General features: G+C 71.0%; 25 protein-coding genes. 8 read left to right on the top strand and 17 right to left on the bottom strand.

Annotation, left to right across the window (positions count from 1 at the left end; genetic code table 11):
- Positions 1-15: 15 nt before the first annotated feature.
- On the top strand, positions 16-960 hold the full coding sequence (locus tag BXA10_RS15935; RefSeq protein WP_139338016.1) for a DMT family transporter: 945 nt from the start codon (positions 16-18) through the stop codon (positions 958-960).
- Between the two features lie 24 nt (positions 961-984).
- Here BXA10_RS15935 and BXA10_RS15930 read toward each other — a convergent pair whose 3' ends face one another.
- The 7 genes from BXA10_RS15930 to BXA10_RS15900 form a co-directional block, all read right to left on the bottom strand.
- Positions 985-2,577 (bottom strand): hypothetical protein, encoded by a 1,593-nt coding sequence (locus tag BXA10_RS15930; protein ID WP_139338013.1) that lies wholly within the window; start codon positions 2,575-2,577, stop codon positions 985-987.
- A gap of 69 nt (positions 2,578-2,646) precedes the next feature.
- The gene (locus tag BXA10_RS15925) at positions 2,647-3,615 is read right to left on the bottom strand and encodes an NAD(P)/FAD-dependent oxidoreductase (protein WP_076471150.1); all 969 of its coding nucleotides are present in this window, start codon (positions 3,613-3,615) and stop codon (positions 2,647-2,649) included.
- A gap of 172 nt (positions 3,616-3,787) precedes the next feature.
- Positions 3,788-4,432, bottom strand: a complete 645-nt coding sequence (locus BXA10_RS15920; protein ID WP_076471149.1) for a rhomboid family intramembrane serine protease — start codon at positions 4,430-4,432, stop codon at positions 3,788-3,790.
- Between the two features lie 111 nt (positions 4,433-4,543).
- Complete coding sequence (locus tag BXA10_RS15915) at positions 4,544-5,233, bottom strand: aggregation-promoting factor C-terminal-like domain-containing protein (RefSeq protein ID WP_076471148.1); 690 nt, start codon at positions 5,231-5,233, stop codon at positions 4,544-4,546.
- A 266-nt stretch (positions 5,234-5,499) separates the two neighbouring features.
- Positions 5,500-6,915 carry an RNA 5'-3' helicase PhoH2 gene (gene phoH2, locus BXA10_RS15910; RefSeq protein WP_076471147.1) on the bottom strand — a complete coding sequence of 472 codons (1,416 nt, stop codon included), beginning with the start codon at positions 6,913-6,915 and terminating at the stop codon, positions 5,500-5,502.
- Between the two features lie 495 nt (positions 6,916-7,410).
- Positions 7,411-7,749: a hypothetical protein gene (locus BXA10_RS15905; RefSeq protein WP_076471146.1), complete on the bottom strand. Its 339-nt coding sequence runs from the start codon at positions 7,747-7,749 to the stop codon at positions 7,411-7,413.
- A 31-nt stretch (positions 7,750-7,780) separates the two neighbouring features.
- Positions 7,781-8,125 (bottom strand): hypothetical protein, encoded by a 345-nt coding sequence (locus BXA10_RS15900; protein WP_076471272.1) that lies wholly within the window; start codon positions 8,123-8,125, stop codon positions 7,781-7,783.
- A gap of 264 nt (positions 8,126-8,389) precedes the next feature.
- Between BXA10_RS15900 and BXA10_RS15895 the strand changes: the two genes are divergently transcribed.
- The 3 genes from BXA10_RS15895 to otsB all read left to right on the top strand — a co-directional run bounded on the left by BXA10_RS15895 (position 8,390) and on the right by otsB (position 10,240).
- Positions 8,390-8,830: an XRE family transcriptional regulator gene (locus BXA10_RS15895; protein WP_076471271.1), complete on the top strand. Its 441-nt coding sequence runs from the start codon at positions 8,390-8,392 to the stop codon at positions 8,828-8,830.
- Between the two features lie 162 nt (positions 8,831-8,992).
- Entirely contained in the window at positions 8,993-9,346 is a 354-nt protein-coding gene (locus BXA10_RS15890; RefSeq protein ID WP_076471145.1) for a hypothetical protein, read from the top strand.
- A gap of 69 nt (positions 9,347-9,415) precedes the next feature.
- Positions 9,416-10,240, top strand: coding sequence for a trehalose-phosphatase (gene otsB / locus BXA10_RS15885; protein WP_076471144.1), 825 nt, complete (start codon positions 9,416-9,418; stop codon positions 10,238-10,240).
- Between the two features lie 23 nt (positions 10,241-10,263).
- Here otsB and BXA10_RS15880 read toward each other — a convergent pair whose 3' ends face one another.
- From BXA10_RS15880 to BXA10_RS15870, 3 genes are all read right to left on the bottom strand, one after another.
- Complete coding sequence (locus tag BXA10_RS15880; protein ID WP_076471143.1) at positions 10,264-11,034, bottom strand: isoprenyl transferase; 771 nt, start codon at positions 11,032-11,034, stop codon at positions 10,264-10,266.
- Between the two features lie 31 nt (positions 11,035-11,065).
- The gene (locus tag BXA10_RS15875; RefSeq protein WP_425436073.1) at positions 11,066-12,208 is read right to left on the bottom strand and encodes an NAD(P)/FAD-dependent oxidoreductase; all 1,143 of its coding nucleotides are present in this window, start codon (positions 12,206-12,208) and stop codon (positions 11,066-11,068) included.
- A gap of 376 nt (positions 12,209-12,584) precedes the next feature.
- Positions 12,585-14,429 (bottom strand): phosphoenolpyruvate carboxykinase (GTP), encoded by a 1,845-nt coding sequence (locus tag BXA10_RS15870; RefSeq protein WP_076471142.1) that lies wholly within the window; start codon positions 14,427-14,429, stop codon positions 12,585-12,587.
- Positions 14,430-14,883: 454 nt separating this feature from the next.
- Here BXA10_RS15870 and BXA10_RS15865 point away from each other — a divergent pair, with 454 nt between their 5' ends.
- Both BXA10_RS15865 and BXA10_RS15860 read left to right on the top strand, forming a co-directional pair.
- Complete coding sequence (locus tag BXA10_RS15865) at positions 14,884-15,420, top strand: GtrA family protein (RefSeq protein ID WP_076471269.1); 537 nt, start codon at positions 14,884-14,886, stop codon at positions 15,418-15,420.
- A gap of 63 nt (positions 15,421-15,483) precedes the next feature.
- A complete protein-coding gene (locus BXA10_RS15860; RefSeq protein ID WP_076471141.1) occupies positions 15,484-16,179 on the top strand; it encodes a GtrA family protein in 696 nt (231 codons plus the stop codon).
- 69 nt (positions 16,180-16,248) lie between these two features.
- Here the strand turns inward: BXA10_RS15860 and BXA10_RS15855 are convergent, their stop codons facing one another.
- Positions 16,249-16,821 (bottom strand): PH domain-containing protein, encoded by a 573-nt coding sequence (locus BXA10_RS15855; protein WP_076471268.1) that lies wholly within the window; start codon positions 16,819-16,821, stop codon positions 16,249-16,251.
- A 175-nt stretch (positions 16,822-16,996) separates the two neighbouring features.
- On the bottom strand, positions 16,997-17,872 hold the full coding sequence (locus BXA10_RS15850) for a biotin--[acetyl-CoA-carboxylase] ligase (RefSeq protein WP_076471140.1): 876 nt from the start codon (positions 17,870-17,872) through the stop codon (positions 16,997-16,999).
- Positions 17,873-17,957: 85 nt separating this feature from the next.
- On the opposite strand from BXA10_RS15850, the gene BXA10_RS15845 reads away from it, so the two are divergent.
- Positions 17,958-19,541: an acyl-CoA carboxylase subunit beta gene (locus tag BXA10_RS15845; RefSeq protein WP_076471139.1), complete on the top strand. Its 1,584-nt coding sequence runs from the start codon at positions 17,958-17,960 to the stop codon at positions 19,539-19,541.
- Positions 19,542-19,577: 36 nt separating this feature from the next.
- Here the strand turns inward: BXA10_RS15845 and BXA10_RS15840 are convergent, their stop codons facing one another.
- The 4 genes from BXA10_RS15840 to BXA10_RS15825 form a co-directional block, all read right to left on the bottom strand.
- Positions 19,578-20,462 (bottom strand): hypothetical protein, encoded by an 885-nt coding sequence (locus BXA10_RS15840; protein ID WP_076471138.1) that lies wholly within the window; start codon positions 20,460-20,462, stop codon positions 19,578-19,580.
- Positions 20,455-20,955 carry a SigE family RNA polymerase sigma factor gene (locus BXA10_RS15835; protein ID WP_076471137.1) on the bottom strand — a complete coding sequence of 167 codons (501 nt, stop codon included), beginning with the start codon at positions 20,953-20,955 and terminating at the stop codon, positions 20,455-20,457. The genes BXA10_RS15840 and BXA10_RS15835 overlap by 8 nt, the downstream gene beginning before the upstream one ends.
- A 63-nt stretch (positions 20,956-21,018) precedes the next feature.
- Positions 21,019-22,002 (bottom strand): ketopantoate reductase family protein, encoded by a 984-nt coding sequence (locus BXA10_RS15830; RefSeq protein ID WP_076471267.1) that lies wholly within the window; start codon positions 22,000-22,002, stop codon positions 21,019-21,021.
- A 99-nt stretch (positions 22,003-22,101) separates the two neighbouring features.
- The gene (locus BXA10_RS15825) at positions 22,102-22,848 is read right to left on the bottom strand and encodes a M50 family metallopeptidase (protein ID WP_076471136.1); all 747 of its coding nucleotides are present in this window, start codon (positions 22,846-22,848) and stop codon (positions 22,102-22,104) included.
- A gap of 200 nt (positions 22,849-23,048) precedes the next feature.
- On the opposite strand from BXA10_RS15825, the gene BXA10_RS15820 reads away from it, so the two are divergent.
- Positions 23,049-23,804, top strand: a complete 756-nt coding sequence (locus BXA10_RS15820) for a GH25 family lysozyme (protein ID WP_076471135.1) — start codon at positions 23,049-23,051, stop codon at positions 23,802-23,804.
- 76 nt (positions 23,805-23,880) lie between these two features.
- Here BXA10_RS15820 and BXA10_RS15815 read toward each other — a convergent pair whose 3' ends face one another.
- Positions 23,881-24,123 carry a hypothetical protein gene (locus BXA10_RS15815; RefSeq protein WP_076471134.1) on the bottom strand — a complete coding sequence of 81 codons (243 nt, stop codon included), beginning with the start codon at positions 24,121-24,123 and terminating at the stop codon, positions 23,881-23,883.
- Between the last annotated feature and the right edge of the window lie 73 nt (positions 24,124-24,196).

The following is a 24,196-nucleotide window of genomic DNA, read 5'->3' as shown; positions in this document are numbered from 1 at the left end:
ACCGACCGGCCCGTCCTGCCGGCGACCCAGCGGATCGCCGGGGTGGGTCTGGCGACCATCTCCGGCGTCGCCGTCGCCGTGCAGTCGAGGATCAACGGCGAGTTGGGCGTACGCCTCGGCGACGGGTTCGGCGCCGCGGTGATCTCCTTCGGCATCGGCCTGCTCGTGCTGCTGGTGCTGGTTCCCGCCTCCCCGGCCGGGCGGCGTGGCCTGGTCACCCTGCGCACGGCCCTGGGTAACGGCGCGTTGCGGCCCTGGCAGTGCCTGGGCGGGGTGTTCGGTGCGTTCCTGGTGGCCACCCAGGGACTCACCATCGGCACGCTCGGCGTGGCGGTCTTCACCGTGGCCGTGGTGGCCGGTCAGTCCGGCAGCAGCCTGGCGGTCGACCGGGCCGGCATCGGCCCCGCCGGCGCACACCCGATCACCGCCCAACGGCTGGCCGGGGCCTCGCTCGCCGTGGTCGCGGTGCTCCTGTCCGTCAGCGACCGGTTCGATCAGCCGGACACGCTGGTGCTCGCCGTGCTGCCGCTGCTCGCCGGCGTCGGCATCGCCTGGCAACAGGCGGTCAACGGGCGGGTGCGGGGCGCCTCGGGCAGCGCGCTGACCGCCACCCTGGTGAACTTCACCATCGGCACAGTGGCTCTGCTCGTGGCGTTCGCCATCGACGTGGCGGTACGCGGCTGGCCCACCGGGAGCCTGCCCGCCGAGCCCTGGCTCTACCTGGGCGGCCCGATCGGCATCGTCTTCATCGCGGTCGCCGCGGCGATCGTCCGCTTCACCGGCGTGCTGCTGCTCGGCCTGGCCACCATCGCCGGCCAGGTCGTCGGTGCCGTCCTGGTGGACCTGGTCGTGCCGACGGCCGCCTCGCACCCCACCCTCACCACCCTGGGCGGGGCCGCTCTCACGCTGGTCGCCGTGCTCATCGCCGCAGTGGCCCCGCAACGGTCGGCGCGGCACTGACGGCCTGGGTGGTGGGCCCGCCCGTCAGGCCGGTGGCCTGATCGGCACCCACGGGTACGGCGGGTCGACCAAGCGGGTGGGTGGCGCGACGAGACGGGCCGCGCGCCATCCCAGGAGCAGCCCCGGCACGCCGGCCAGGAGCGCCAGCACCAGCGCTGTCCACAGGTAAGCGGGCCGGCCGTAGAGCCACCCGACCAATGGCAGGGCGGCCATCGCCCCGGTCAGCGCGGCGGCCAGCGCAACCTCCAGCGCCCACCGGCGCGCGACGTTCGGGGCTCCGACCGGGGTCAGTGCCAGCGCGGCCACCCCGATCAGCAGCGGCACGAGCCCGACGGGCGCTACTGCGCCGAGCACGGCGGAATCGAGCCAGACCACCAGCAGCATCCCCACCACCAGCGCCCCGAGAAGCCCCAGAGTGACGGGCAGCCAGTGAGCCGCACCGGTTCGCCTCCCAGCCCGGGCACCGGACACGGCCAGGACGAGCACCGCCAACCCGGACAGCAGCAGCACCACCCGTAGCGGATCCTGACCCCGGGACTCGGGGCTGCTCTCGCCCAGCGTCGGTGCCCGCCCGTCGTACGGATGGTTGCCCACCGTCGCGCCGGCGAAGCCGATCCGCGCCCAGACACCGTCGGCGCTGCGGAGTGCGAAGCCGTCGCGGCCGTTGGCGACCAGCACCAGGTGCCGACCGTCCGTCGTGTCCCGGACGACCAGTTCCTGCCCGCTCACCCGCGGACCCCTGAGGCCGGACTCCTCGTACTGCCGGATCAGCTCCGACCGCTGCTTCTCGGTCACCTCCCAGGCTGTCCGCCATGTCCGGCCCGCGTCGTCGCTCTCGTCGACCCGGAGCCGTCCGGCCACGAGCCGGTAGCACCGCGCGGGGTTCGTCGCCGAACAGGCATGCCGGGCCGGCTCGCCCGCCGCGCCGATCCGGCTTCCCAACCCCTTCTGTTCCGTCTCGGTGGCGTCCCGCCAGGTGGCTCCGTCGTCCTCGCTGATCCGCCATGAGTCGGCTTCGGTCGCGTAGTCGCCGTAACCGCTGCCGATGGCGGCCACGAGACGATCCTCGACGACCGCGACCCGCACCGCGTCCGGGTAGTGGATCGCGCTGGTGGCCGCAGCCGCGAACGTCGCCGCCGGCAGCAGCACCAGTAGCCGGACCATCCGTGCCGTACGTAGCCGTACCCGCTCACGTCGAGCGCCGATCCAGCTCAAGGCGGCCACGGCCAGCGCGGGCAGGGCCAGCAGATCGGTGAGGTCCGCCCGGATCAGCGACGGTCCGCTCACGACGCTCCAGATCGCCGAGGCCGCGGCAGCGGCGCCGGCGTCGGACTTGACCAGAGTGAAGACGGCGCCGACCAGCCCGAACCCGAGCCCGACCGCCGTACGGGCCGGCAGGCGGGGTGCCAGCAGCGTGAGCAGGACGGCGGTCAACGGCGGCGCGACCACCAGACCCGCCACGTCGCTGAGCTTGCCGGTCACCGGTCCCGGGAACTCCACCTTGAGCAGCCGGTCGTTGACCAGGAGCAGGACGAGGGCGGCCACCGAGATGGGGTGCCCCAGCCAGGCCAGCATGGCGGAAGCGCTGTCCCGTGGCTGCGGACTCCGCTCGGTCATGCGCCCAGGCTGGCAGCGGTGCATCTCGATCCGGCCACGCGTTGAACAGCATCGGGTACCGGTGCGCGGTCAGGTGCCGTCCGAGGAGTGGCCCGGGAAGAGGTGGGCACCCGGGTCGATGGCGACGGCCGCGTTGTTCACCGCCGTGGCGGCCTCGCCGAACCCGGTGGCGATCAGCCGGACCTTGCCCGGGTACTCGGTGATGTCCCCGGCCGCGAAGACGCGGGGCAGGTTCGTGGCCATCGTGCTGTCCACGACGATGTGCCGGCGGTCCAGCCGGAGGCCCCACTCGGCGAGCGGGCCGAGGTCGGCGGTGAAACCGAGCGCCGCCACCACGGTGTCGACCGGCAGGAGCTCCGCAGCGCCACCCCGTACGGTGATCTCCGCACCGGTGACCGTGCCTTCGCCGTGCAGGCGGGTGACCTCGGCGTTGACCAGTATCCGGATCGGCAGCCCCAGCACCCGGGAGACGGTGGCCGCGTGTGCCCGGAACTTCTCCCGCCGGTGCACCAGCGTCACGGAGCGGGCCAGCGGGTGCAGCGTGAGCGCCCAGTCGAAGGCGGAGTCGCCACCGCCGACGATCAACACGTCCCGACCGGCCAGCTCGGCCGGCTGCGGCACGAAGTAGACGACCCCGGCGCCGACGAAGTGTTCGGCGACCGGCAACGGGCGTGGGGTGAAACTGCCCAGCCCGCCGGTGACGACCACCGCGCCGCAGTGGAGCCGCTCACCCCCGGCGAGGCCGAGCACCGGGCGCTCGTCGGCGTACGTCAGCTTCTCGGCGCGGGTGCCCAGCAGGTAGCGCGGATTGAAGGGCGCAGCCTGGGCGACCAGGTTCGCCACCAGATCCCGTCCCTTGATGGACGGGAACCCGGCCACGTCGAGGATGAGTTTCTCCGGGTACATCGCGGTGACCTGGCCGCCGGGCTCCGGCAGTGCGTCGATCACCGCCACCGAGAGCCCTCGGAAACCGGCGTAGTACGCGGCGAACAAGCCGGCCGGGCCGGCCCCGATCACGGCGACATCGACCTCGCGCATGGCGTACCGTCGCTTCCCACTCGCGGATCAACGCGTGCTGATGTCGACGGTATGGCCCCCGCGCGGCTCTGGGCAAGCGTGTCGCGCCGACGAAGCACCGGCAGGTCACGACGGGTACGCGGCCCGGCGGCGTGGCCCGGGATCGCGGGATCCGCGGCCCGGCCGGCCCGCCTCACGGCATCGAGAACGTGGACTCCGAGCGGCTCGGGTCGTGCCGGCGGCGCCGGAAAAGGATGGCGGCGACCACGCCGCCGAGCAGCCCGAACAGGTGCCCCTGCCAGGAGATCCGCTCGTCGGTGGGCAGGACGCCCACCAGCTGCCAGCCGTAGAGGAGCCCGACCAGCAGGAAGACCGCGAAGTTCCACCAGCTGCGTTCGAAGATGCCGCGGGTGAGCAGGATCCCCAGGTAGCCGAAGATCACCCCGCTCGCGCCGACCACCACCGAGTTGGGCGAGCCGGTGAACCACACGCCGAGCCCGCTCACCACGATGATCAACAGAGTGGACCAGAGGAAGCGGCGGGCGCCGGCGGCGAGCACGAACGTGCCGAGCAAGATCAGCGGAATGCTGTTGCTGTAGAGGTGGTCGAAGCCGTGGTGCAGGAACGGTGAGAAGAAGACGCCGTCCAGGCCGTCGATCCGCTTCGGGATGATGCCGGCGGAGGCGTCCAGTCCGAACGCGAGACCCTGGTCGACGACCTCGATGAGGAAGAGGAACGGCACCACCGCGCACATCGCGACGAAGGCCCGGCCGAGCGCGGCGTAGAACGCCTCGGTGCCGAACCGATGGGGGTCGTTGCTTCCGGAGAGCAGGGTCACCCCACCACTGCTATCAGTAAACCCGCCCGGCCGCCACTCGCGTCCCGCGCCGACGCACGGAAGAACGGGACGGATGTACGCCACCCGCCCCGTTCCCGACGTGCTCTCGGCTCAGTACCAGCCGCTGCTCTGGGAGTGCGCCCAGGCCTTGCACGGGGTGCCGTAACGCCCCTCGATGTAGCCCAGACCCCACTTCACCTGCGTGGCCGGGTTGGTACGCCAGTCGTCCGCGACCGAGCCCATCTTGCTGCCCGGCAGCGCCTGGGGAATGCCGTACGCCCCGGACGAGGAGTTGCTGGCCTTGTGGTTCCAGCCACTCTCCTTGGTCCAGAGCTTGTCGAGGCAGGGGAACTCCTTGATCGGGAAGCCCGCCTTGATCATCTCTGCGCAGCCGATCTTCCGGTTGCCGCTGTACTCCTCGCAGGAGGCGGGGATCGGTCCGTCGTACGGCTTCGCGGCCGCGTTCGCGGCCTCTTCGGCCTTCGCCCGCTCGCGCTTGCGGGACGCGGCTGCCTGCTCGGCCCGCTTGGCCCGCTCGGCGGCCTCCTTGGCGGCCTCGGCGGCCCGCAGCTTCGCCTGGTACTCGGCGGCGCGCTGCTGCGCGAACTGCATCTGGTGGGCCGCCTGGCGCTCGCGCAGGTACTCGTGCTCCGCCTGGTCGACCTCCGCGCTGACCTGCGCCGCCAGGCCATCCTGCTGGGCCTCCCGGTCGTCGCCCAGATAGACGCCGCCGGCAACGCCCACGGAGAGCAGCGCGACGGCGGCCGTGCGGGCGCCCAACCGGCTCCACAGCCGACTCACGAAGTGGTCCCTTCGTCGGGGGCAAGGACACGGCGGGGTCCCGGGCCGTCGAGGGCCGGGCCCACGCCGTGAGCGCCCCGACCGTCGCCGGCCGCAGCCGACGCACCAGTGTCGTGGCGGGTGTGACAAATGATCCGTGACGATCTTTCCGGTGCGTGGGCGCTCGTGGGACACGATTGCGCACGGTGAGGCCGATGGGAAACCAAGCGACGGATTTGTGACCTGGACCACACAAATAATCCGGACGAACCACCATCAAGGTGTCATTACGTCGGGATGTCCTCCAGCAGGTCGGTCACCATCGCCGCGATGGGCGAGCGTTCCGAACGGCTGAGCGTGACATGGGCGAAGAGCGGATGGCCCTTCAACGCCTCGATCACCGCGGTCACCCCGTCGTGCCGGCCGACCCGGAGATTGTCCCGCTGTGCCACGTCGTGGGTCAGCACGACCCGGGAGCCCTGCCCGATCCTGGACAGCACGGTGAGCAGGACGCCACGTTCCAGGGACTGCGCCTCGTCCACGATCACGAACGCGTCGTGCAGGCTGCGGCCACGAATGTGGGTCAGCGGGAGCACCTCGAGCAGCCCCCGGGAGGTGACCTCCTCCAGCACGTTCTCGTGCACCACCGCCCCGAGGGTGTCGAAGACCGCCTGCGCCCAGGGCGACATCTTCTCCGACTCGGTGCCGGGCAGGTAGCCCAACTCCTGGCCGCCTACGGCGTAGAGCGGACGGAAGACGACAACCTTCTTGTGCCGGCGCCGCTCCATCACCGCCTCCAACCCCGCGCACAGGGCGAGTGCGGACTTGCCCGTGCCCGCCCGGCCGCCCAGCGACACGATGCCGACCGACTCGTCGAGCAGGAGGTCCAGGGCGATCCGCTGCTCCGCCGAGCGGCCGTGGACGCCGAACGCCTCCCGGTCGCCGCGGACCAGCCGTACCGTCTTGTCCGGCAGCACCCGGCCGAGTGCCGACCCCCGTCCGGAGTGCAGCACCAGGCCGGTGTGGCAGGGCATCCCTGCCGCCTCGTCCAGGTCGAGCGTCTCACCGGCGTACAGCTGGCCGATCTGCTCCTCGCTCAGCTCCAACTCGGCCATGCCCGTCCAGGTCGGGTCGCTGGCCTGGCCGTGCCGGTACTCGTCGGCACGCAGACCCACCGAAGCGGCCTTGACCCGCAGCGGCATGTCCTTGCTGACCAGCGTGACCGCCCGCCCCTCGGCGGCGAGGTTCAACGCCACGGAGAGGATGCGGGCGTCGTTGCTCTCGTTCCGGAACCCGGGCGGCAGCACTCCGTCGTCGGTGTGGTTGAGCTCCACCCGCAGCGTGCCGCCGGCATCGTTCGCAGGTACCGGCCGGTCCAGCCGCCCGTGCTGTACGCGCAACTCGTCGAGCATGCGCAGCGACTGCCGGGCGAACCAGCCCAGCTCGGGATGATGACGTTTGCCCTCCAATTCGGAGATCACCACGAGCGGCAGGACCACCTCGTGCTCGGAGAACCGGTGGAACGCCGCCGGGTCGGAGAGCAACACCGAGGTGTCCAGAACGAAGGACTGGCCGGCTGGTGGGGGCTCCTTGGCGTCGGCCGGCGCGGTGGCCGCCGTGCGGCGGCTCCGGGTGGCTCGGCGGGTCACGGCAGTCGCAGCCGGGGTCTGATCGGCACCGGCAGTGGTACGGCGAGTCGTCACAGGCCTGCTCCGGCGGATGTGCACCCGGCCATCCGCGTTCCGCCTCCGCCGGTGCCCGGGGACACGGGGTCGGATGCGGGCCCCATGCGCGAGGGTCGCAGGTCCGGGCTTGCCGGTTGGCCGGGGGAACCCCGTGCCATGCCTAGACGCTAGCCCGGTACGGGCATCCCGGCTAGAGGTTGAAGGTTGCTCTCCGCCGACCGGTACCTGAACGGCAAGTCACCGGCACGGCGGCGCGCAGGTCCCCGACCGGGCTACCCAGCTCGTACGCCGGCCGCGCGGAGGACCCCGCGGCAGCCGGCGCGATCGGGCACGCCGGCTGCCGAACCGAGAGCGGCGGAGCCGGCCGGGATGCATGCCCCCTGCGCGCATCCCGGCCGGTGGGACCACCGTCACCGGTCTGACGTGGCCCCGACGGTGCGTGTCCGCCGCGGACGACGCACCGCGTCTTCGACCGGACCGCCGGGTGGCGGGCGGCGAACCCGGTCGACCGTCTCAACCGGTTCGCCTGACCAGAGTGCCGGTCGGGTGCCGCCCGGTGACCGGGGCGGCCGGCGCCGAGAACGACGAGCCGGTGTAGGTGGTGCCGGGACGGGCCACCGTCCCGCTCACCCGGATGGTGCTGGGCGGCGGGGGCGCGGAGAGCGCCGACGCGATGGCGGCCTGCGCGTCCCGGCGGCGCCGGTTCCAGGCGCCGCGGTCGCCGTCGAAGTAGCCCTGCCGGTAGCCGAACCGGTAGCCGATGCGGTAGCTCAGCTGCCCGTGCAGCCGGCCGGCGGCGTAGCTGGCGGCGCCGAGCACCAGCACGAGGAAGATCGCGAGGAAGGGACTCATCGGGCGGCTCCCGGGTGCCGCCGGGGCCGCGTCATCGCTCCTCCGGATCGACCGAGGCGGGATCGGCGACCAGCAGCTGGTCCAGGTCGCCGGTGCTGACCTCCTCGACCAGCTCGACGCTGACCCGGCAGCCGTCCAGGACCACCTCCGCCACCGACGATCGGCGGATCTCCCCGCCGGCGTCGTAGACCCGTACGCTCAGCTCCGGGCAGCCGAGGTGGGTACGCCAGGCGTTCCACTCGGCCCGGTCACCGACGCTCAGCGACAGGTAACGGCAGCCCCGGGCGAGGTAGAGGCGCCAGGGGGCGCTCAGGCCGGCGGCGACGCCCTCGGCGATCAGACCGAAGGCCTGGGCACGCGTCGCGAGTTCGGTCACCACACCCCCCTCGCACCGGGGGCGTGACGCATGTGAGCACCAATCGTCTCAGGCACGTGACACACCGTAGATTGTCCCATGGGCGTGACAGTATCAGCTTTTCGTCCGGTTACGGCACCACCAATGGTCATCTATTCTGCCCAGGTGACACCCCTCAGAAGCCGCACTGGATCGTTAACCGCAAAGCCGAGCCTGCCGTCACGTTCACGTGACAACGGCGTGCCAGAGACCGCGCCCGCAGCCGAGTGGCCGTACCGTCACGAGGTGACCGAGACCGCCAACGCACGGAAGATCGCCTTCGCCACCTTCGTCCGACGAGCGCTCGACGAGGCACGAGCCACCCGGGCCTGGAGCGGCACAGAGGTCTCCCGGCGCACCGGCGTCTCCAGGCAGACCATCAACCGGTGGGTGCGCGGCGACTGGGCCAGCGATCCGGAGGCCGAGCGGGTGGTCGCCTTCTGTGAGGGCCTCGGTCTGAACCCCGCCACCGCGTTCGCGGCCCTCGGCTGGGACCGCACCGCCGCTCCCCGCGACACCCGGGCCATCCCGCCGATGGACCCGGACGTGGAGGCACTACTGCGGCGACTCGTCGACCCGAACGTTTCGGACGCGGAGAAGTTCCACATTCGGGAAACCATTCGCTATCTCGCTTATCGCCCAACCCTCCCGGTCGATGTCCGAAAGCGCGGGAAACAGGCCGGGTAGTTCCTCAGATAGCGAAAGAACAGCAGGTCAGACTCATTCGTTTCGCTCCGGGGCCGTAACGGGCACGCTAGCGTCCCTATTCGTACTGCTTGGGCTCGTCGTCGGCGGGGGGACGGGACAAGGCCGAACCCAGCCCTGCGGGACAGAAGGAGGGGTCTGTCCATGACCCTGAAATGGTTGGCAGTCGTGGTGGCCACGGTGTCGATGACACTGTGCGTCACCGGGAACGCGGTGACACTCGTGGTCGACGGCGGGCAGCTTCCCCTGCTCGTCAATCTCCTCGCGCTCACCACCGCCGGCACCGCGGTCGTCCTGGCCGTCCTGGCCGAGCTGCACGAACGGCTGAACGACCGGGTCAGCGCGCTCACCGAGTTCCTCGTGGCGCGGCTGAACGAGATCGAGTCGCGCGCCGGCGACCGCAACACCGGCTTCGTGGAGGGCTACCTGCTCAGCCACGGCCAGGATGCGGCGATCGTACCGTTCGGAAGACGGGGAAGAGGAGCCGCCGAACGCTGATCCGACGGCCTCACCGCAGGGTCCGCTGGAGCACGAATGACCCCGCGGTGCCGGGGTACGCTGACGCGCGTGCCGCCGTTGAATCCGGGCAACCAGCAGCCAAGGGACCTGTCGAGCGCCGACGAGGCCTGGCGCGCGAACGCCGGCCGCGCGGCCGGGACCGTGCTCTTCTTCGACTTCGACGGCACGCTCGCCCCGGTCGGCGACGATCCGACCGCGGTCCAGCCCGCCCCGAGGGTGCTGACCGCGATCGAAGCGCTCGCGCCCCTGGTACGCCGGATCGCCATCGTCTCGGCCCGCCCGGTGGATTTCCTCCGTGATCGCCTCGGCGGCCTCGCCGGGGTCGACCTCTACGGTCTCTACGGCCTGGAGCACAGCCACTCCGGGGGTGACACGGTGACCGAGCCCGCCGCGCTGCCCTGGGTGCCCACCATGGCCGAGCTGGCCGAGCTGGCCCGCGCCGAGCTTCCCGCCGGCACGCTCGTCGAGTTCAAGCGGCTCTCGGTGGCGCTGCACTGGCGTACCGCACCCCAGCTCGGTGAGGCGGTGCGGGAGTGGGGCCAGGCTCAGGCCGACCGCCTCGGGCTGCGGGTGCAGGGCGGCCGGATGGTGCTCGAACTCAAGCCCCCGGTCGACCGGGACAAGGGCATGGTGATCGGCGAGGCGATCCAGGACGCGGACGCCGCGTGGTACTTCGGCGACGACGTCTCCGACATCAAGGCGTTCGCCGCGCTGCGCGCCCGCGCCACCGCCGAGCCGAGCTTCTTCGGCATGTGCGTGGCGGTCGCCAACCCGGAGACCGGTCAGGAGGTGGCCGACGCCGCCGACCTCACCATCGACTCACCCGCCGCGCTCGGCGACTTCCTCACCCGCGCCGCCCAGCACCTCGGTTAGCCCCGCACCACCTCGGGCAGAGGTCAGGCGCCGAAGCGCCGCTGGCGGTTGGCGTACGAGCGCAGCGCGCGGAGGAAGTCGGTCTGCCGGAAGTCTGGCCAGTTCAACTCGCAGAAGTAGAACTCGGAGTGCGCCGACTGCCACAGCATGAACCCGGAGAGGCGCTGTTCCCCGCTGGTCCGGATCACCAGGTCCGGATCCGGCTGGCCACGGGTGTAGAGGTGCTCGGCGATGTGCTCGACATCCAGCCCCTCGGCCAGCTCCTCGATGCTGCCTCCGGTCGCCGCGTGCTCCAGCAGCAACGAGCGCACCGCGTCGACGATCTCGCGCCGCCCGCCGTAGCCGACGGCGATGTTGACCTGCGCGCCGCCGCTGCGGCCCCGCGTACGTTCCTCGGCCGCCTTGAGCGCGGCGGCGTGGTGCGCCGGTAGCACGTCGAGCGCGCCCACCATCCGCAGCCGCCAGGGGTTGCCCTCCTCGGCCAGCTCGGTGGTGAGGTCTTCGATGATCTGGAGCAGCGGGTCCAGCTCGGCGGCCGGTCGGGAGAGATTGTCGGTGGAGAGCAGCCAGAGCGTGACGTGGCCCACGCCGGCGGCGTCGCACCAGCGCAGCAACTCCTTGATCCGCTCGGCACCCATCCGGTGGCCGTCGTTCGGGTCGACGTAACCCATTTCCCGGGCCCACCGGCGGTTGCCGTCACACATGACGCCGACGTGCCGGGGCACCGGCTTACCCACGAGTTTCGCCTTGAGGCGCCGCTCGTACGCCGAGTAGACAAGGTTCCGGAGAGACATCACCTAGCAGCGTAGCGACCTGCGCGGCGCATCAGCGTCGCGGAGCCTCATCACGCGCCGGAAGACCGATCCCGATCATCGCGAGGGTACGGGCGTTCAGCCGTCCGTCGCCCAGCCCGAGCTCCACGACGCTGCGGTAGACCCGGTCGTCGCGCCGGGCGGCACGGACCGCCGCGTCCACCACCCGCCGGTGCCGGGCCAGCGAGGCCGCCAACGAGCTGTGCCGCAGGTGGGTACCGAGTCGCCGGCGGAGCGAGTGGGCGTACCGCTGGGCGGCCCGGTCCGGCGTACCGGCCGCCGCAGCGCCGGCCAACGTCCCGGAGACCAGCGCGTAGAAGATCCCCTCTCCGGTGAACGGATTGATCAAGGAGAGGGCGTCGCCGGCCAGCACCACGCGCCGGCGGCCGGGCGCCGGACGGTGCGTCGACAGCGGCAGGTGATGGGCGCGCAGCCCGTCGACCGCGGCCGGGTCGATTCCCGGCAGCAACGCGGCGAGCCGGTCGAGCAGGTACGCCCGGGTCAGCGGCTCCCCCCGCAGCACCTCCCCGTACCCGACGTTCGCCCGCCCGTCGCCGATCGGGAACGACCAGGCGTACGCCGGCCAGCGCTCGCCCGAGGTGACGATGAGCTGCTCCGGTGACCCGGCCGGGGCCGGGGCGTACCCGCGCATGGCCAGCGCGAGGTGGCGGTCCGGGTTGACCGGGTGCCCGAGCAGCCGCCGGACCACCGATCCGGCGCCGTCGGCACCGACCACTGCCCGCGCCACGATGTCCTCGTCGAGCACCACCCGGTCGGTGGTCTGCTCCATCCGCCGCACGGTGTGCCGGCGCAGTTCCGCACCGGCCGCCACCGCCGCTGCGACGAGCCGGGCGTCGAAGACCTCACGGGGCACGGTGTACGCGGGGCGGGGCAGCGGGCGGGCCACCGTGCCGCCGCCCGGCCCGACCAGCCGCAGCGCCGGCAGCGGCGGATAACCGGCGACCGCATCCAGCACCCCCAACTCGGCGAGGGCGTCCACCGCGTGTGCGGCGATCCCGTCACCGCACGCCTTGTCCCGGGGGAAGTCCGCCCGGTCCAGCAGCAGCACCCGGGCGTGCGCCCGCCGGGCAGCCAGCGCGGCTGCCGCGCCGGCCGGGCCCGCGCCGACCACCACCACGTCGAACTCGTCGCTCACCGCGTCGCCCTCCTCCGGCCTGCTGATCGGGGTCGCGCTCGCCGGGTCGCACCCGCACGAAGCCCTCAGGTGACCAAGCTCACTGCCCCCATCCTGCCCGGTCCCCTCCCCCGACCGCTGACACCGCATCTCCGGCGCGTCCCGGTCGTGTGCCGGGACCGCAGGGAGGGTGGTCGGGCGAAGAGCCACCGCCCCTGCTCCGGACGCTGTCGGGCTGCCCCGGACATGCGGCGCTACCGTCACGGACGGTGCGAGCGCAGTGCAGTGCAGTGCGAGCGCCGTGCAGTGCCACCCCACCAGACGGCGGACGGCCGCCGGACCTCGGTCCCGGCGGCCGTCCTGACGACGAGCGATGATTCCCGTAACTCGGGAGCACCTAGCGGGTGGGCTGCTCCGCGTCGAGCCGGGCGCGCAGCGCGTCCAGCTCGGCCCAGAGGACACCGGGCAGCTTGTCGCCGAACTTCTCGAACCACTCGGTGACGAGCGGCAGCTCGTCGCGCCATTCCTCCGGGTCGACCTTGAGCGCGATCCGGACGTCCTCGGGCGTCATGTCCAGGCCCTCGACGTCCAACGCGTCCTGCGCGGGCACCATGCCGATCGGCGTCTCCACCGCTTCGGCCTGTCCCTCGATCCGCTCGACGATCCACTTGAGAACCCGGGAGTTCTCGCCGAATCCGGGCCACAGGAAGTTGCCGTCCGGATCCTTGCGGAACCAGTTGACGTAGTAGATCCGCGGCAGCTTCGACTCGTCGCCGTCGACGCCCTTGCCCATCTCGATCCAGTGCCGGAAGTAGTCGCCGCCGTGGTACCCGATGAACGGCAGCATCGCCATCGGGTCACGCCGCACCACCCCGACCGCGCCGGACGCGGCAGCGGTGGTCTCCGAGGAGAGCGTCGCGCCCAGGTACACGCCGTGCACCCAGTCGCGAGCCTCGGTCACCAGCGGAACCGTGTCCCGGCGGCGCCCACCGAACAGGATCGCGTCGATCGGTACGCCGTTCGGGTCGTAGTAGTCCTCGGCGAGGATCGGGCACTGCGTGATCGGGGTGCAGAACCGGCTGTTCGCGTGCGAGGAGAGGCTGTCGCTCTCCGGCGTCCAGTCGTTGCCCTTCCAGTCGATCAGGTGCGCGGGCGGTTCGCCCATCCCCTCCCACCAGATGTCCCCGTCGTCGGTCAGGGCCACGTTGGTGAAGATGGAGTTGCCCCGGTCGAGGGTGCGCATCGCGTTGGCGTTGGTCTTCCAGTCGGTGCCGGGCGCGACGCCGAACAGTCCGTACTCCGGGTTGACGGCGTAGAGGCGGCCGTCCGGGCCGAACCGCATCCAGGCGATGTCGTCACCGATCGTCTCGACCTTCCAGCCGGGGATCGTCGGCTCCAACATGGCCAGGTTCGTCTTGCCGCAGGCAGACGGGAAGGCGCCCGCGATGTGGTAGACCCGCCCCTCGGGCGAGGTGATCTTCAGGATCAGCATGTGCTCGGCGAGCCAGCCCTCGTCCCGGCCCATGACGCTGGCGATGCGCAGCGAGTAGCACTTCTTGCCGAGCAGCGAGTTCCCGCCGTAGCCGGAGCCGTACGACCAGATCTCCCGGGTCTCCGGGAAGTGCGAGATGTACTTCGTCTCGTTGCAGGGCCAGGCGACGTCCTGCTGACCGGGTTCGAGCGGCGCACCGATCGAGTGCAGCGCGTGCACGAAGTCCGCGCTGTCCCCCATGGCGTCGAGGATCTTCCTACCCATCCGGGTCATGATGCGCATCGAGGCGACCACGTACGGGCTGTCCGTGATCTCCACGCCGAACATCGGGCTCTCCGCCTCGACCGGTCCCATGCAGAACGGAATGACGTACATCGTCCGGCCGCGCATGGAACCGCGGTAGAGGCCGGTCATGGTGCGCTTCATCTCGGCCGGCGCCATCCAGTTGTTGGTGGGGCCGGCGTCCGCCTCGTCGACCGAGCAGATGAAGGTACGTTCCTCGACCCGGGCCACGTCCGAAGGATCGGTACGGGCGTAGAAGGAGTTCGGCTTCTTCTCCGGGTTCAGCCGGATCAGCGTGCCCGCCTCCACCAGCTCATCGGTGAGGCGACGCCACTCCTCGTCGGACCCGTCCACCCAGACGACCCTCTCCGGGGTGGTCAGTTCCGCGACCTCACGGACCCAGGCGAGAAGTTTGGGATGGGACGTCGGGGCCTGATCAATACCCCGAACAACAGCCGGAGCAACCATGACACATCTCCTTGTGGTCGACGCTGACCGATCTATGGGATGCACGAGTGTCGGCGGGCGGGAACCGCTTCGCCTTCGTGGAAACCTGGGATTGGGCTCAGCGTAAACCGGGCAGCCTCCCCAGTCAGTGGGACTGGTTGTGAAGAACTGCACAAGGTACGGCCACGCTGCGGCATCGCGATCTGATACCCGTTTTTGCGCGCAGTTTCACGCAAATCCTTCAGAGAACCTCTGCCGGCGCGGTATCTGATGGAGCGCGGCCCGGGACCTTCGGGCGTCGATGCGTCAGGCCGTGTGCCGCCGCGGACCCGCCCCGTGCGACGGATCGGGCGATTACACTCTGTTCATGTCGACCGCGGTCGCCGCGGGTACCGCCGATGCCAGTCGTCCCCGCTCGTCGTTGCTACCGGTGCCGCATGCCCTCACCCGGTAGGCTCAGCGCGTGGCCGCGACGATGACGGGAGAGCAACAGGGCTCTCCACGGACCGGTAGGGGCCCACTCCGAGCGCTCTTCGACCGTTTCGGTCACCTCGTCCACGAGCTGAGCAAGTTCGCCACGGTGGGCGGGATCGCCTTCCTGCTCGACTTCGCGCTCTTCAACTACCTGACCGCCGCGCAAGGTCTGGAGCAGGTCACCGCGAAGACCATCTCCACCGTGATCGCCGCGACCGTCGCCTTCCTGGGCAACCGGTTCTGGACGTGGCGGCACCGCCAGCGCAACAACCCGGCGCGGGAGTACGCGCTCTTCTTCTTCTTCAACGGGGTTGGCCTGGGCATCGCGGTCGCGTGTCTCGCCATCAGCCGGTACGGGCTGGGCAACGTCTGGCCGGAGGTGTTCCGCACCCCGCTGGCCGACAACATCGCCAGCTTCATCGTCGGCACCGGGCTCGGGACGCTCTTCCGATTCTGGTCCTACCGACGGTTCGTCTTCCCGGAAGCGGGAACCCCAGCCGTTCCGGAAGTGACGTACGACCGAGACCACGGGGCGTGACCTGCCGCCCAGTCAGTCCGGCCGGAGACTGCCGGCCCAAACCACTGTCTTAAGGTGTTTCGCATGCGTCTTGTCCGTCTGCTGCCCGAGCGCTGGCAGAAGTTCGTCCACGAGGCGCTCAAATTCGGCATCGTCGGTGGCATCAACACCGTCATCAATTACGCAGTGTTCAATGCGCTGGCACTCACCGTTTTCGAGGATGGCCAGCTGAAGGCGACCGTGATCGCCACCGTGGTGGCGACGATCACGTCGTATCTGATGAATCGCCACTGGACATACCGCGATCGCCCGAAGTCGGCACTTAAGCGCGAATATGTCCTGTTCTTCCTCTTCAACGCGACCGGCTTGCTCATTGAGCTCGGTGTCCTGGCCGCCGCCAAGTACGGCCTCGGCGTGACCAGTCTGCTGGCGTTGAACGTCGCGAAGACCGGTGGCGTGCTGCTGGCCACCTTGTTCCGCTTCTGGTCCTACCGGACGTTCGTGTTCCAGCCGGCGCCGGCTCCGGACGAGAAGACCTGGCACAGCGTTCCGCGGGACGAGTGGGACACGATGGCCGAGATGGACCCCGTCGCCGAGCTGGCCGAGTCCGTCTCCGAACTCGAGGAGGCCCAGCCTCCGACGGCCGGCGACCGGCACACGTCGACGAACGGCAACACCCCGCCGACTCAGAAGCGGCTACCGCGTCTGACCGACACGGACCTGGACGCCGCGCTGGCCGCCGAGTTCGAGCCGATCACCCGCCCCCGCCCCCGCCGCTAACCCCACCCCACCCGGCCCGGGGCCCCAGCCCGACCAAGCGGTGGGTGGGCCGGGTGAGCGCGAGGCGGGTCAGGCGGAGGGGTCGCGCAGGGGCTTGCCTTCCCGCATGTCGGCGAGGATCTCACGCATCTCGCCGTCGCCCAGCGAGTGCTTGTCGTGCTGCTCCTCGACCAACTCGTAGAGCTTCGTCTGCACCTGCCCCACCTGCGGCACGTCGACCAGGACGGACTGACCGCGCTCACCGGCCGACTCGATGGTCAGCGTGCCCGCGCCGAGCAGCCGCTCGATGAACTTCTGGCTCATCGAGTGGTCGTTGACCCGGGTGAGCGGGATGTCCCGCCGGTCGCGGGAGAAGACACCGTGCTGGAGCAGCACCCGCTCGTTGGTGAAGAGGTAGTGGGTGGTGCGCCAGACCAGGAACGGCCAGAGCGCGAACCAGAGCACCGCCACCAGGGCGAGCACACCGATCACGGCCAGCCCGATCGACCCGCCGGTACCGTCGGGAAGCAGGACCAAGCCGGCCACCACCGCGGCGACAGCCAGCACCAGCGCGACCACCGGCCCGATCAGGGCCTTCCAGTGCGGGTGCAGGTGCAACACGACATGCTCGTCCTCGGTGAGCACGTCTTCAGGGAACGCCACACGAACCTCCTCGCAGAAACGGACGCGGTGACCGTAACCGGCCACCGCACATCCGACCATCACCCGCCCGGTCGGCCCTCACTGACCCCCCGCGATCCTGCCGATCGGCACCGGGTGCGCCGCACGAACGTCCCGGCCGTACAGGTGGACACTCCGTCCGGCCAGCCGGCCCAGGTCAGCGCAGGTGCAGGACGTCGCCGGCGGCCAGATGACGCGGACCCTCCGAGGTCTCGACCACGAGTTGCCCGTCCGGGTCGATTCCGGTCGCAGTGCCGGTCAACTCACCACCGTCGGGAAGCAGCACGCGTACCGGCCGGTCGATCGTGGCGCAGGCGGCCACGTACGCATCCCGGAGGCCGCTGGCGGTCGCATCCCCACCGGCGGTACGCCAGCGGTCGTACCAGTCGGCCAGCGAACGCAGCAGCGACCGCAGCACCGGGTCACGGTCGGTCGCCGTGGCACCGGCCAGTAGCAGCGAGGTGGCCGGCAGCCCGGTGGGATTCTCGGGCAGCTCGTCGGCGCGGAGCGTCACGTTGAGCCCGATGCCGATGACGACGGCCGGCGGCTGGGCCGGCGACGTGCCCGGCACGGCCTCGGCGAGCACCCCGGCGCACTTCGCGTCGCCGATCAGCAGGTCGTTCGGCCACTTCAGCACCGCGTCCAACTCGGCCAGGCGGGCCACCGCCGACACGAGCGCGACACCGGCCAGCAACGGCAGCCAGCCGTACCCGGTGTTCGGTGCCGCCGACCAGCCGCGCTCCGCGACCGCCTCGCCGGGGCGGAGCAGCACGCTTGTCGCGATGCCCGCTCGCGGCGGCGACTGCCACGTCCGACCGCGCCGGCCACGCCCGGCGTTCTGCCGCTCGGCGACCACCACCAGCCCCTCGGGTTCACCGGCCCGCGCCGCCTCGGCCGCGTCGGCGTTGGTGGAGCCGGTCTCGGCTCGCAGCTCCAGCCGGGTCCACGGGCCGTACGGGACGACCAGCGCCCGGCGCAGCCGGGCCGCCGACAGCGGCGGTCGGTCCAGATCGGTGTACGGAGAGCCCGGCATTCCGCCAGCCTACGGCGGGGGTGAGCAAGCGTACTGAGGTGTACTGCACAGCGGCTCGGCCCTGAACCATCGTTATATTCCCTGGGTGACTACCGACACCGGGATCAACACCCACACCACCGCGGGCAGGTTGGCTGACCTGGAGCGCCGGGTCGACGAGGCGGTGCACGCCGGGTCGGCGCGGGCGGTCGAGAAGCAGCACGCCCGAGGCAAGAAGACGGCTCGGGAACGGATCGAACTGCTGCTCGACGAGGGCTCGTTCGTCGAACTCGACGAGCTGGCCCGGCACCGTTCCACCAACTTCGGGCTGGAGAAGACCCGCCCGTACGGTGACGGTGTCGTGACCGGCTACGGCACGGTGGACGGCCGGCAGGTGTGCGTCTTCGCCCAGGACTTCACCGTCTTCGGCGGGTCGCTCGGCGAGGTCTTCGGCCAGAAGATCGTCAAGGTGATGGACCTGGCCATGAAGATCGGCTGCCCGGTGATCGGCATCAACGACTCCGGCGGCGCCCGTATCCAGGAGGGCGTGGTCAGCCTCGGCCTCTACGGGGAGATCTTCTTCCGCAACGTACGCGCCTCCGGTGTCATCCCGCAGATCTCGCTGGTGATGGGGCCGTGCGCGGGCGGTGCCGTCTACTCCCCCGCCGTCACCGACTTCACCGTCATGGTCGACCAGACCTCGCACATGTTCATCACCGGCCCGGACGTCATCAAGACGGTCACCGGCGAAGACGTGGGCATGGAGGAGCTGGGTGGGGCGCTCACCCACAACACCCGCAGCGGCAACGCGCACTACCTCGCCACGGACGAGGAGGACGCGATCGAGTACGTCAAGGCGCTGCTGTCGTACCTGCCGTCGAACAACCTGGACGAGCCGGTCGCCTACGACGCTCCCGCCGAACTCGAGGTCACCGACGCCGACCGGGAACTGGACACGCTGATCCCCGACTCGGCCAACCAGCCGTACGACATGCACCGGGTGATCGAGCACGTGCTGGACGACGGGGAGTTCCTGGAGGTCCAGCCGCTCTACGCGCAGAACATCGTCGTCGGCTACGGCCGGGTCGAGGGGCGGCCGGTCGGCGTTGTCGCCAACCAGCCGATGCACTTCGCCGGCACGTTGGACATCGCCGCGTCGGAGAAGGCCGCCCGCTTCGTACGCACCTGCGACGCGTTCAACATCCCGGTGCTGACCTTCGTGGACGTTCCCGGCTTCCTGCCCGGCACCGGGCAGGAGTGGGACGGCATCATCCGCCGGGGCGCGAAGCTGATCTACGCGTACGCCGAGGCCACCGTGCCGAAGGTCACCGTGATCACGCGGAAGGCGTACGGCGGCGCGTACGACGTGATGGGCTCGAAGCACCTCGGCGCGGATCTGAACTTCGCCTGGCCGACCGCGCAGATCGCGGTGATGGGCGCCCAGGGCGCGGTGAACATCCTCTACCGCTCCGAGCTGGCGGGCGCCGAGGACCCGGCCGCGGTGCGGGCGGAGAAGATCGCCGAGTACGAGGACACGCTCGCCAACCCGTACGTCGCGGCCGAGCGCGGGTACGTCGACTCGGTCATCCCGCCGCACGAGACGCGGAGCCAGATCGTCCGCGCGCTGCGCGTGCTGCGCACGAAGCGCGAGACGCTGCCGCCGAAGAAGCACGGCAACATCCCGCTGTAGCCGAGCTGCCGGGGCGCCCGCGGGTGCCCCGGCAGGTCAGCAGCGTCGGTCGGCGTCGGCGCACATGCGGCCGGCCACCGTCCTCGCCAGCTCGCGCAACTGGTCGTCGGTGAGCTGCGGCTCGTCGATGACCGGACGGACGACTCCGGCGTTGGGCGTTCCGCCCACCGCTACCAGGTCACCGACCCGCACCACGAACAGCACCGCCGCCGGCTCTTCCCCCCGGGTGGACACCACTGGTGAGTTGTTCGGAGACGTGACCCGCCGGAGCAGGAGCGCACGATCGCCGGCGAAGTCGCGCGCCACCACCTGCCAGCCGTACTCGATCGCGGTTGCTCCGGACTGATCGTCCAGCTGGGTCGGCTGCCGCCACCACGGGCAGCTCGACACCGAACGGTCGAGATCGGCGAGGATCCGGTCGGCCTCGTCGGCGTTGACCCGGTAGAGATCCTGCGTGAGCACCGATTGCACATTGTTCAGGCGCCCGTCGATCTCCAGATGCCGCACCAGGCTACGAGACCGTGAGTAGCGGGAAACCACCGGAGTCACCGACAACCCGTGGTCCCTTGCGCACGCGTCGAGCAGCGGATCGACCCGCACGGATTCTCGGGCACCGGATTCGCCGATCTCGACATCTACCGGCACCGGCAGATCGGACTTCGACAACAGCGCTTCCGCGGGTACCCCCGAACTGGATGCGCCGGCCCGGCCCCCGTTCGCGGTGACCATGCCCGCCCCACCGGGGCGGTTGACCAACGTCACGGAGACGCCCGAGAGCACCAACACGGCGACCGCCGCCGCCATGACCCTTTGCCGGCTACGTCGACGGGCGCGGGCGCGCAGTTCGCTCGATTCAGCCCAGCGCACGCTCTGCAGATCGCGGTGCACGAGCTCCACGAACGACAGATCATCGTCACGCATCGGCGGCCTCCTCCAGGTCCGAGACGGCAAGCAAACGGGCGAGCGCGGTGCGCCCGCGGGAGAGCCGGGCCTTGACGGTCCCCACCGGGGCGTCAGTCTGCCGGGCAACCTCCGCTACCGGCATGCCGAGCAGGTAGTAGAGCGCGATCGCGGTGCGCTGCTCCTCGGGGAGCCGGCGCAGCGCGGCCACCACCTCCACGGTGTCGGTGCCGGGCGCCGGGATGCTCTCCGGCGCGCCGTGCCGCAGGTACGCCCTGGCCCGGCTGCGCAGGCTGCGCCACCGGCTCACCGCGATCCGGGATGCGACGACCCGGGTCCACGCCTCCGGGTCGTCGTAGCCGCTCACCGTCGACCAGCGCTGCCAGGTCCGGATGTACGCCTCCTGCACCGCGTCCTGCGCCTCGGCGAGGTTGCCGGTGAGCACGTACACGAAGCCGAGCAACCGTTGCCGGCTGCCTCGGTAGAACTCGTCGAACCCTTCGACGTCCGGCACCTGGCTACCTCCCCGTGTCGGGTCGCAGGGGACACGCGTCGGACGGTGTGCGTGGTTGCCCGGTCAGCCGAGCATTTTCTCCAGCTCTGGCGACGGGAACTCGCCGGCCGGGATCCGCTCCCGCACGGCCCGGCGGACCGCCTGCTGCACCGCGGCGTTGACCGGCGTCGGAACGCCGTGCAGCCTGCCCAGCAGCACGACCTCGCCGTTGAGGTGGTCTGTCTCGACCGAGCCGGCGCCCCGGGCCAGGCTCTGCCAGGTGGACCCGCCGGACCGTTGCTCGCCGCCGACCGGCCGGTGCTGCACGAGGTCGCCGCGTTCGGCCGCTTCCTCGGCCTGGTCGGTGTGCGGGATGCCGGCCGCGGCGAGTACCGCCTCGCCCTCGGCTCGGACCCGGCCGGTCAGCTCCGCGGGGATGTCCCGGCCGAAGAGCGCCTGGAGCCCGTTGCCGAGGTTCCCGAGGAGCTTGCCGTACTTCCAGCGCATCACGTCCGGCCGCACCGGCGCGACGAAACCGGCGACGGTCAGGTCGGCGGCGACCGCACGATCGGTGTCGTCCGAACCGGACGGATAGCGCCCGACGTGCAGCACCCCCGGATGCGGGTGACCGTTCGCCACGACCACGCCGGGTTCGAGGTGGGTGGCGGGGAGCCAGACGCAGACGCCGTGCACCCGGGCGAAGAGCCGCAGGGCAGCGGGCTCGTTGACCACGCCGTTCTGCGCGGTGAACAGGGGTAGCCGCTCGCCCGCGGTTCCGCCGCCGTCCACCGGGGCGTCGACCCAGGCGGCCAAGGCCCCGGCGGTGTCCTGCGACTTGACGGTGAGCACGAGCACGGTGTCGGGTGGCAGGGGACGCCGATCCGGACCGTCGACCGCCGGCAGCCTCACGGTGCGTTCCTGCTCCGGCTGACGAAGGGTCAGGCCGCGGTTCCGGAGCGCGTCCAGGTGCGCTCCCCGTGCCACGAGTGTGACATCGTGACCCGCCGCCGCGAGCCGCCCGCCGATGGTCCCGCCGACGGCGCCGGCCCCAATGATCACGTACCGCATGCGGCCCATTCTGCCCCGTCCCGCTCTGCCGGCCGACGCTCTCCACGGCCTCGCGCGGCGCGACGCACGCCCGACCGGCGGACGGCGAACCGGGCACGGTCAGCGGGTGGGGAGAAGGGTGCCGTCCAGGAGGGGGTCGGCCAGGAGGATGGCGCCGATGGCCAGCACGACCAGGTTGACCAGGGCGAAGACGGCGACCCAGAAGAACGCCGGGAACGGGGTCAGTCCGGCGAGCTGGTCGGCGTCGGAGGCGGGCATGCGCCCCCGGGAGCGCAGCCGTTGCAGCTCGACCACCGGCCGCACCCCGCCGAGCAGCAGGAACCACACCCCGGTGTACGCGAACGCGGCCTGCACCTGCGGTGAGGTGTACCAGGAGACGGCGAGCACCACACCGCCGGTGACGAGCAGCGACACCACGCCGAAGGCGTTGCGGATCATCACGAGCATCGCGAGCAGCAGCACGACGGCCACCCACAGCAGCAGCGTGATCCGGTTGCCGCCGAGCAGCCAGGCGCCGGCGAGCCCGACCAGCGGCGGGGCGACGTACCCGGCGAGCAGCGTGAGGATCATGCCCGGCCCGGAGGGACGACCAGCGGAGAGGGTCAGTCCCGAGGTGTCCGAGTGCAGCCGGATGCCGCGCAGCTTTCGGCCGGTGAGCAGGGCGACGAGCGCGTGGCCACCCTCGTGGGCGATGGTGATCGCGTTGCGCGCGACCCGCCACGGCAGACGGGTGGAGACCACCAGCAGCGCGGCGAGCCCGGTCAGCACGACCAGCAGCGGCGGCGGGTCGGGCTGCGCGCTGAACAGCCGGTCCCAGAGGTCGGTCAGCCCGTCGAACGACACCATGGGGCGCGAGCCTACCGGCCCGTGCCAGCAAAGATCACCTCCGTGACGCACGGTGACCCGTAGCGCACGTCACGTCCATACGTCGCGCCATCATGCCACCGCCGATGAAAGTTTCTTTTGCCCCCCTTGCGATCTTGGTTGCTTACCTCCAATGATTTTCATCAATGGATTCATCCTCGCCCCCCCCCCTGGAGGTATCCGTGTCCCGCACCGGATCGTCGCTACGTCGTCTCCTCGCAACCGGCCTCACCGTCGTCGCCACCGCCGCGACGGTCCTGGTCGCCACCGCCGGGCCGGCCGCGGCCGCCACCGTTCCCGGCATCGACGTCTCCCACTACCAGGGCGCCATCAACTGGACCAGCGTCCGCAACGCGGGCATCCAGTTCGCCTTCATCAAGGCCACCGAGGGCACCAGCTACAAGGACCCACGCTTCAACACCAACTACGTGGCCGCCTACAACGCTGGCGTCATCCGCGGGGCGTACCACTTCGCCCGGCCCAACATCTCCTCCGGCGCGGTCCAGGCGAACTACCTGGCCTCGAACGGAGGCGCCTGGTCCGCCGACAGCCGCACCCTCCCCGCGGCGCTGGACCTGGAGGCCAACCCGTACAGCGGCGGCTACTGCTACGGCCTCAGCACTACCGGGATGCGGAACTGGGTACAGGACTTCCTGAACACCTACCGCTCGCGCACCGGCCGCTACGCCGTCATCTACACCACCACCAGTTGGTGGAATCAGTGCACCGGCAGCTGGAGCGGGCCGTGGGGCAACCACCCGCTCTGGATCGCCCGCTGGGCCAGCGCTCCCGGCACCCTGCCGGCCGGCGCCCCGGTCTGGAGCTTCTGGCAGTACACCAGCACGGGCAGCGTCGCCGGCATCAGCGGCAACGTCGACCGCAACTACTGGAACGGCGACCGCTCGCGGCTGATCGCACTGGCGAACAACACCCCGTGACCCAGGTGGCGGCAGCGGGATCGACTGTCACCGTATGGTCGACAACCGGTCCGGCTGCCGCCACGCACCTGTGCGATCAGGCCCGACGCCGGTAGCGGACCGGCGCCGCCACCCGGGCGGGCAGCGCATCCTCGTGGACCTGGACGCCGCGCCGGGCCACCAGCCAGGCGCCCACCCCGGCGACGGTGACGGCCACGACGCTGAAGAGCGCGACGAGCGCCGGGATTCCGAGGCCGGCCAGGAGCAGAACGGCGTCACCGAACGCGACGAGCATCCACAGTGCCACCCGGGACCGAACGTCCCTCCGTCGGTAGCCCATGTCGTACCTCCTTCCGTCGTCAAGGTCCAGTTACCCCGGACGGCGGGAGGTCATGCGAGGACGACTCGCATCG

This window comes from Micromonospora avicenniae, from assembly GCF_900156065.1.
Taxonomy (GTDB): Bacteria; Actinomycetota; Actinomycetes; order Mycobacteriales; family Micromonosporaceae; genus Micromonospora; species Micromonospora avicenniae.
The sequence above is the reverse complement of the archived record's forward strand: the minus strand, read 5'-3'. Positions and strand labels throughout refer to the sequence as shown.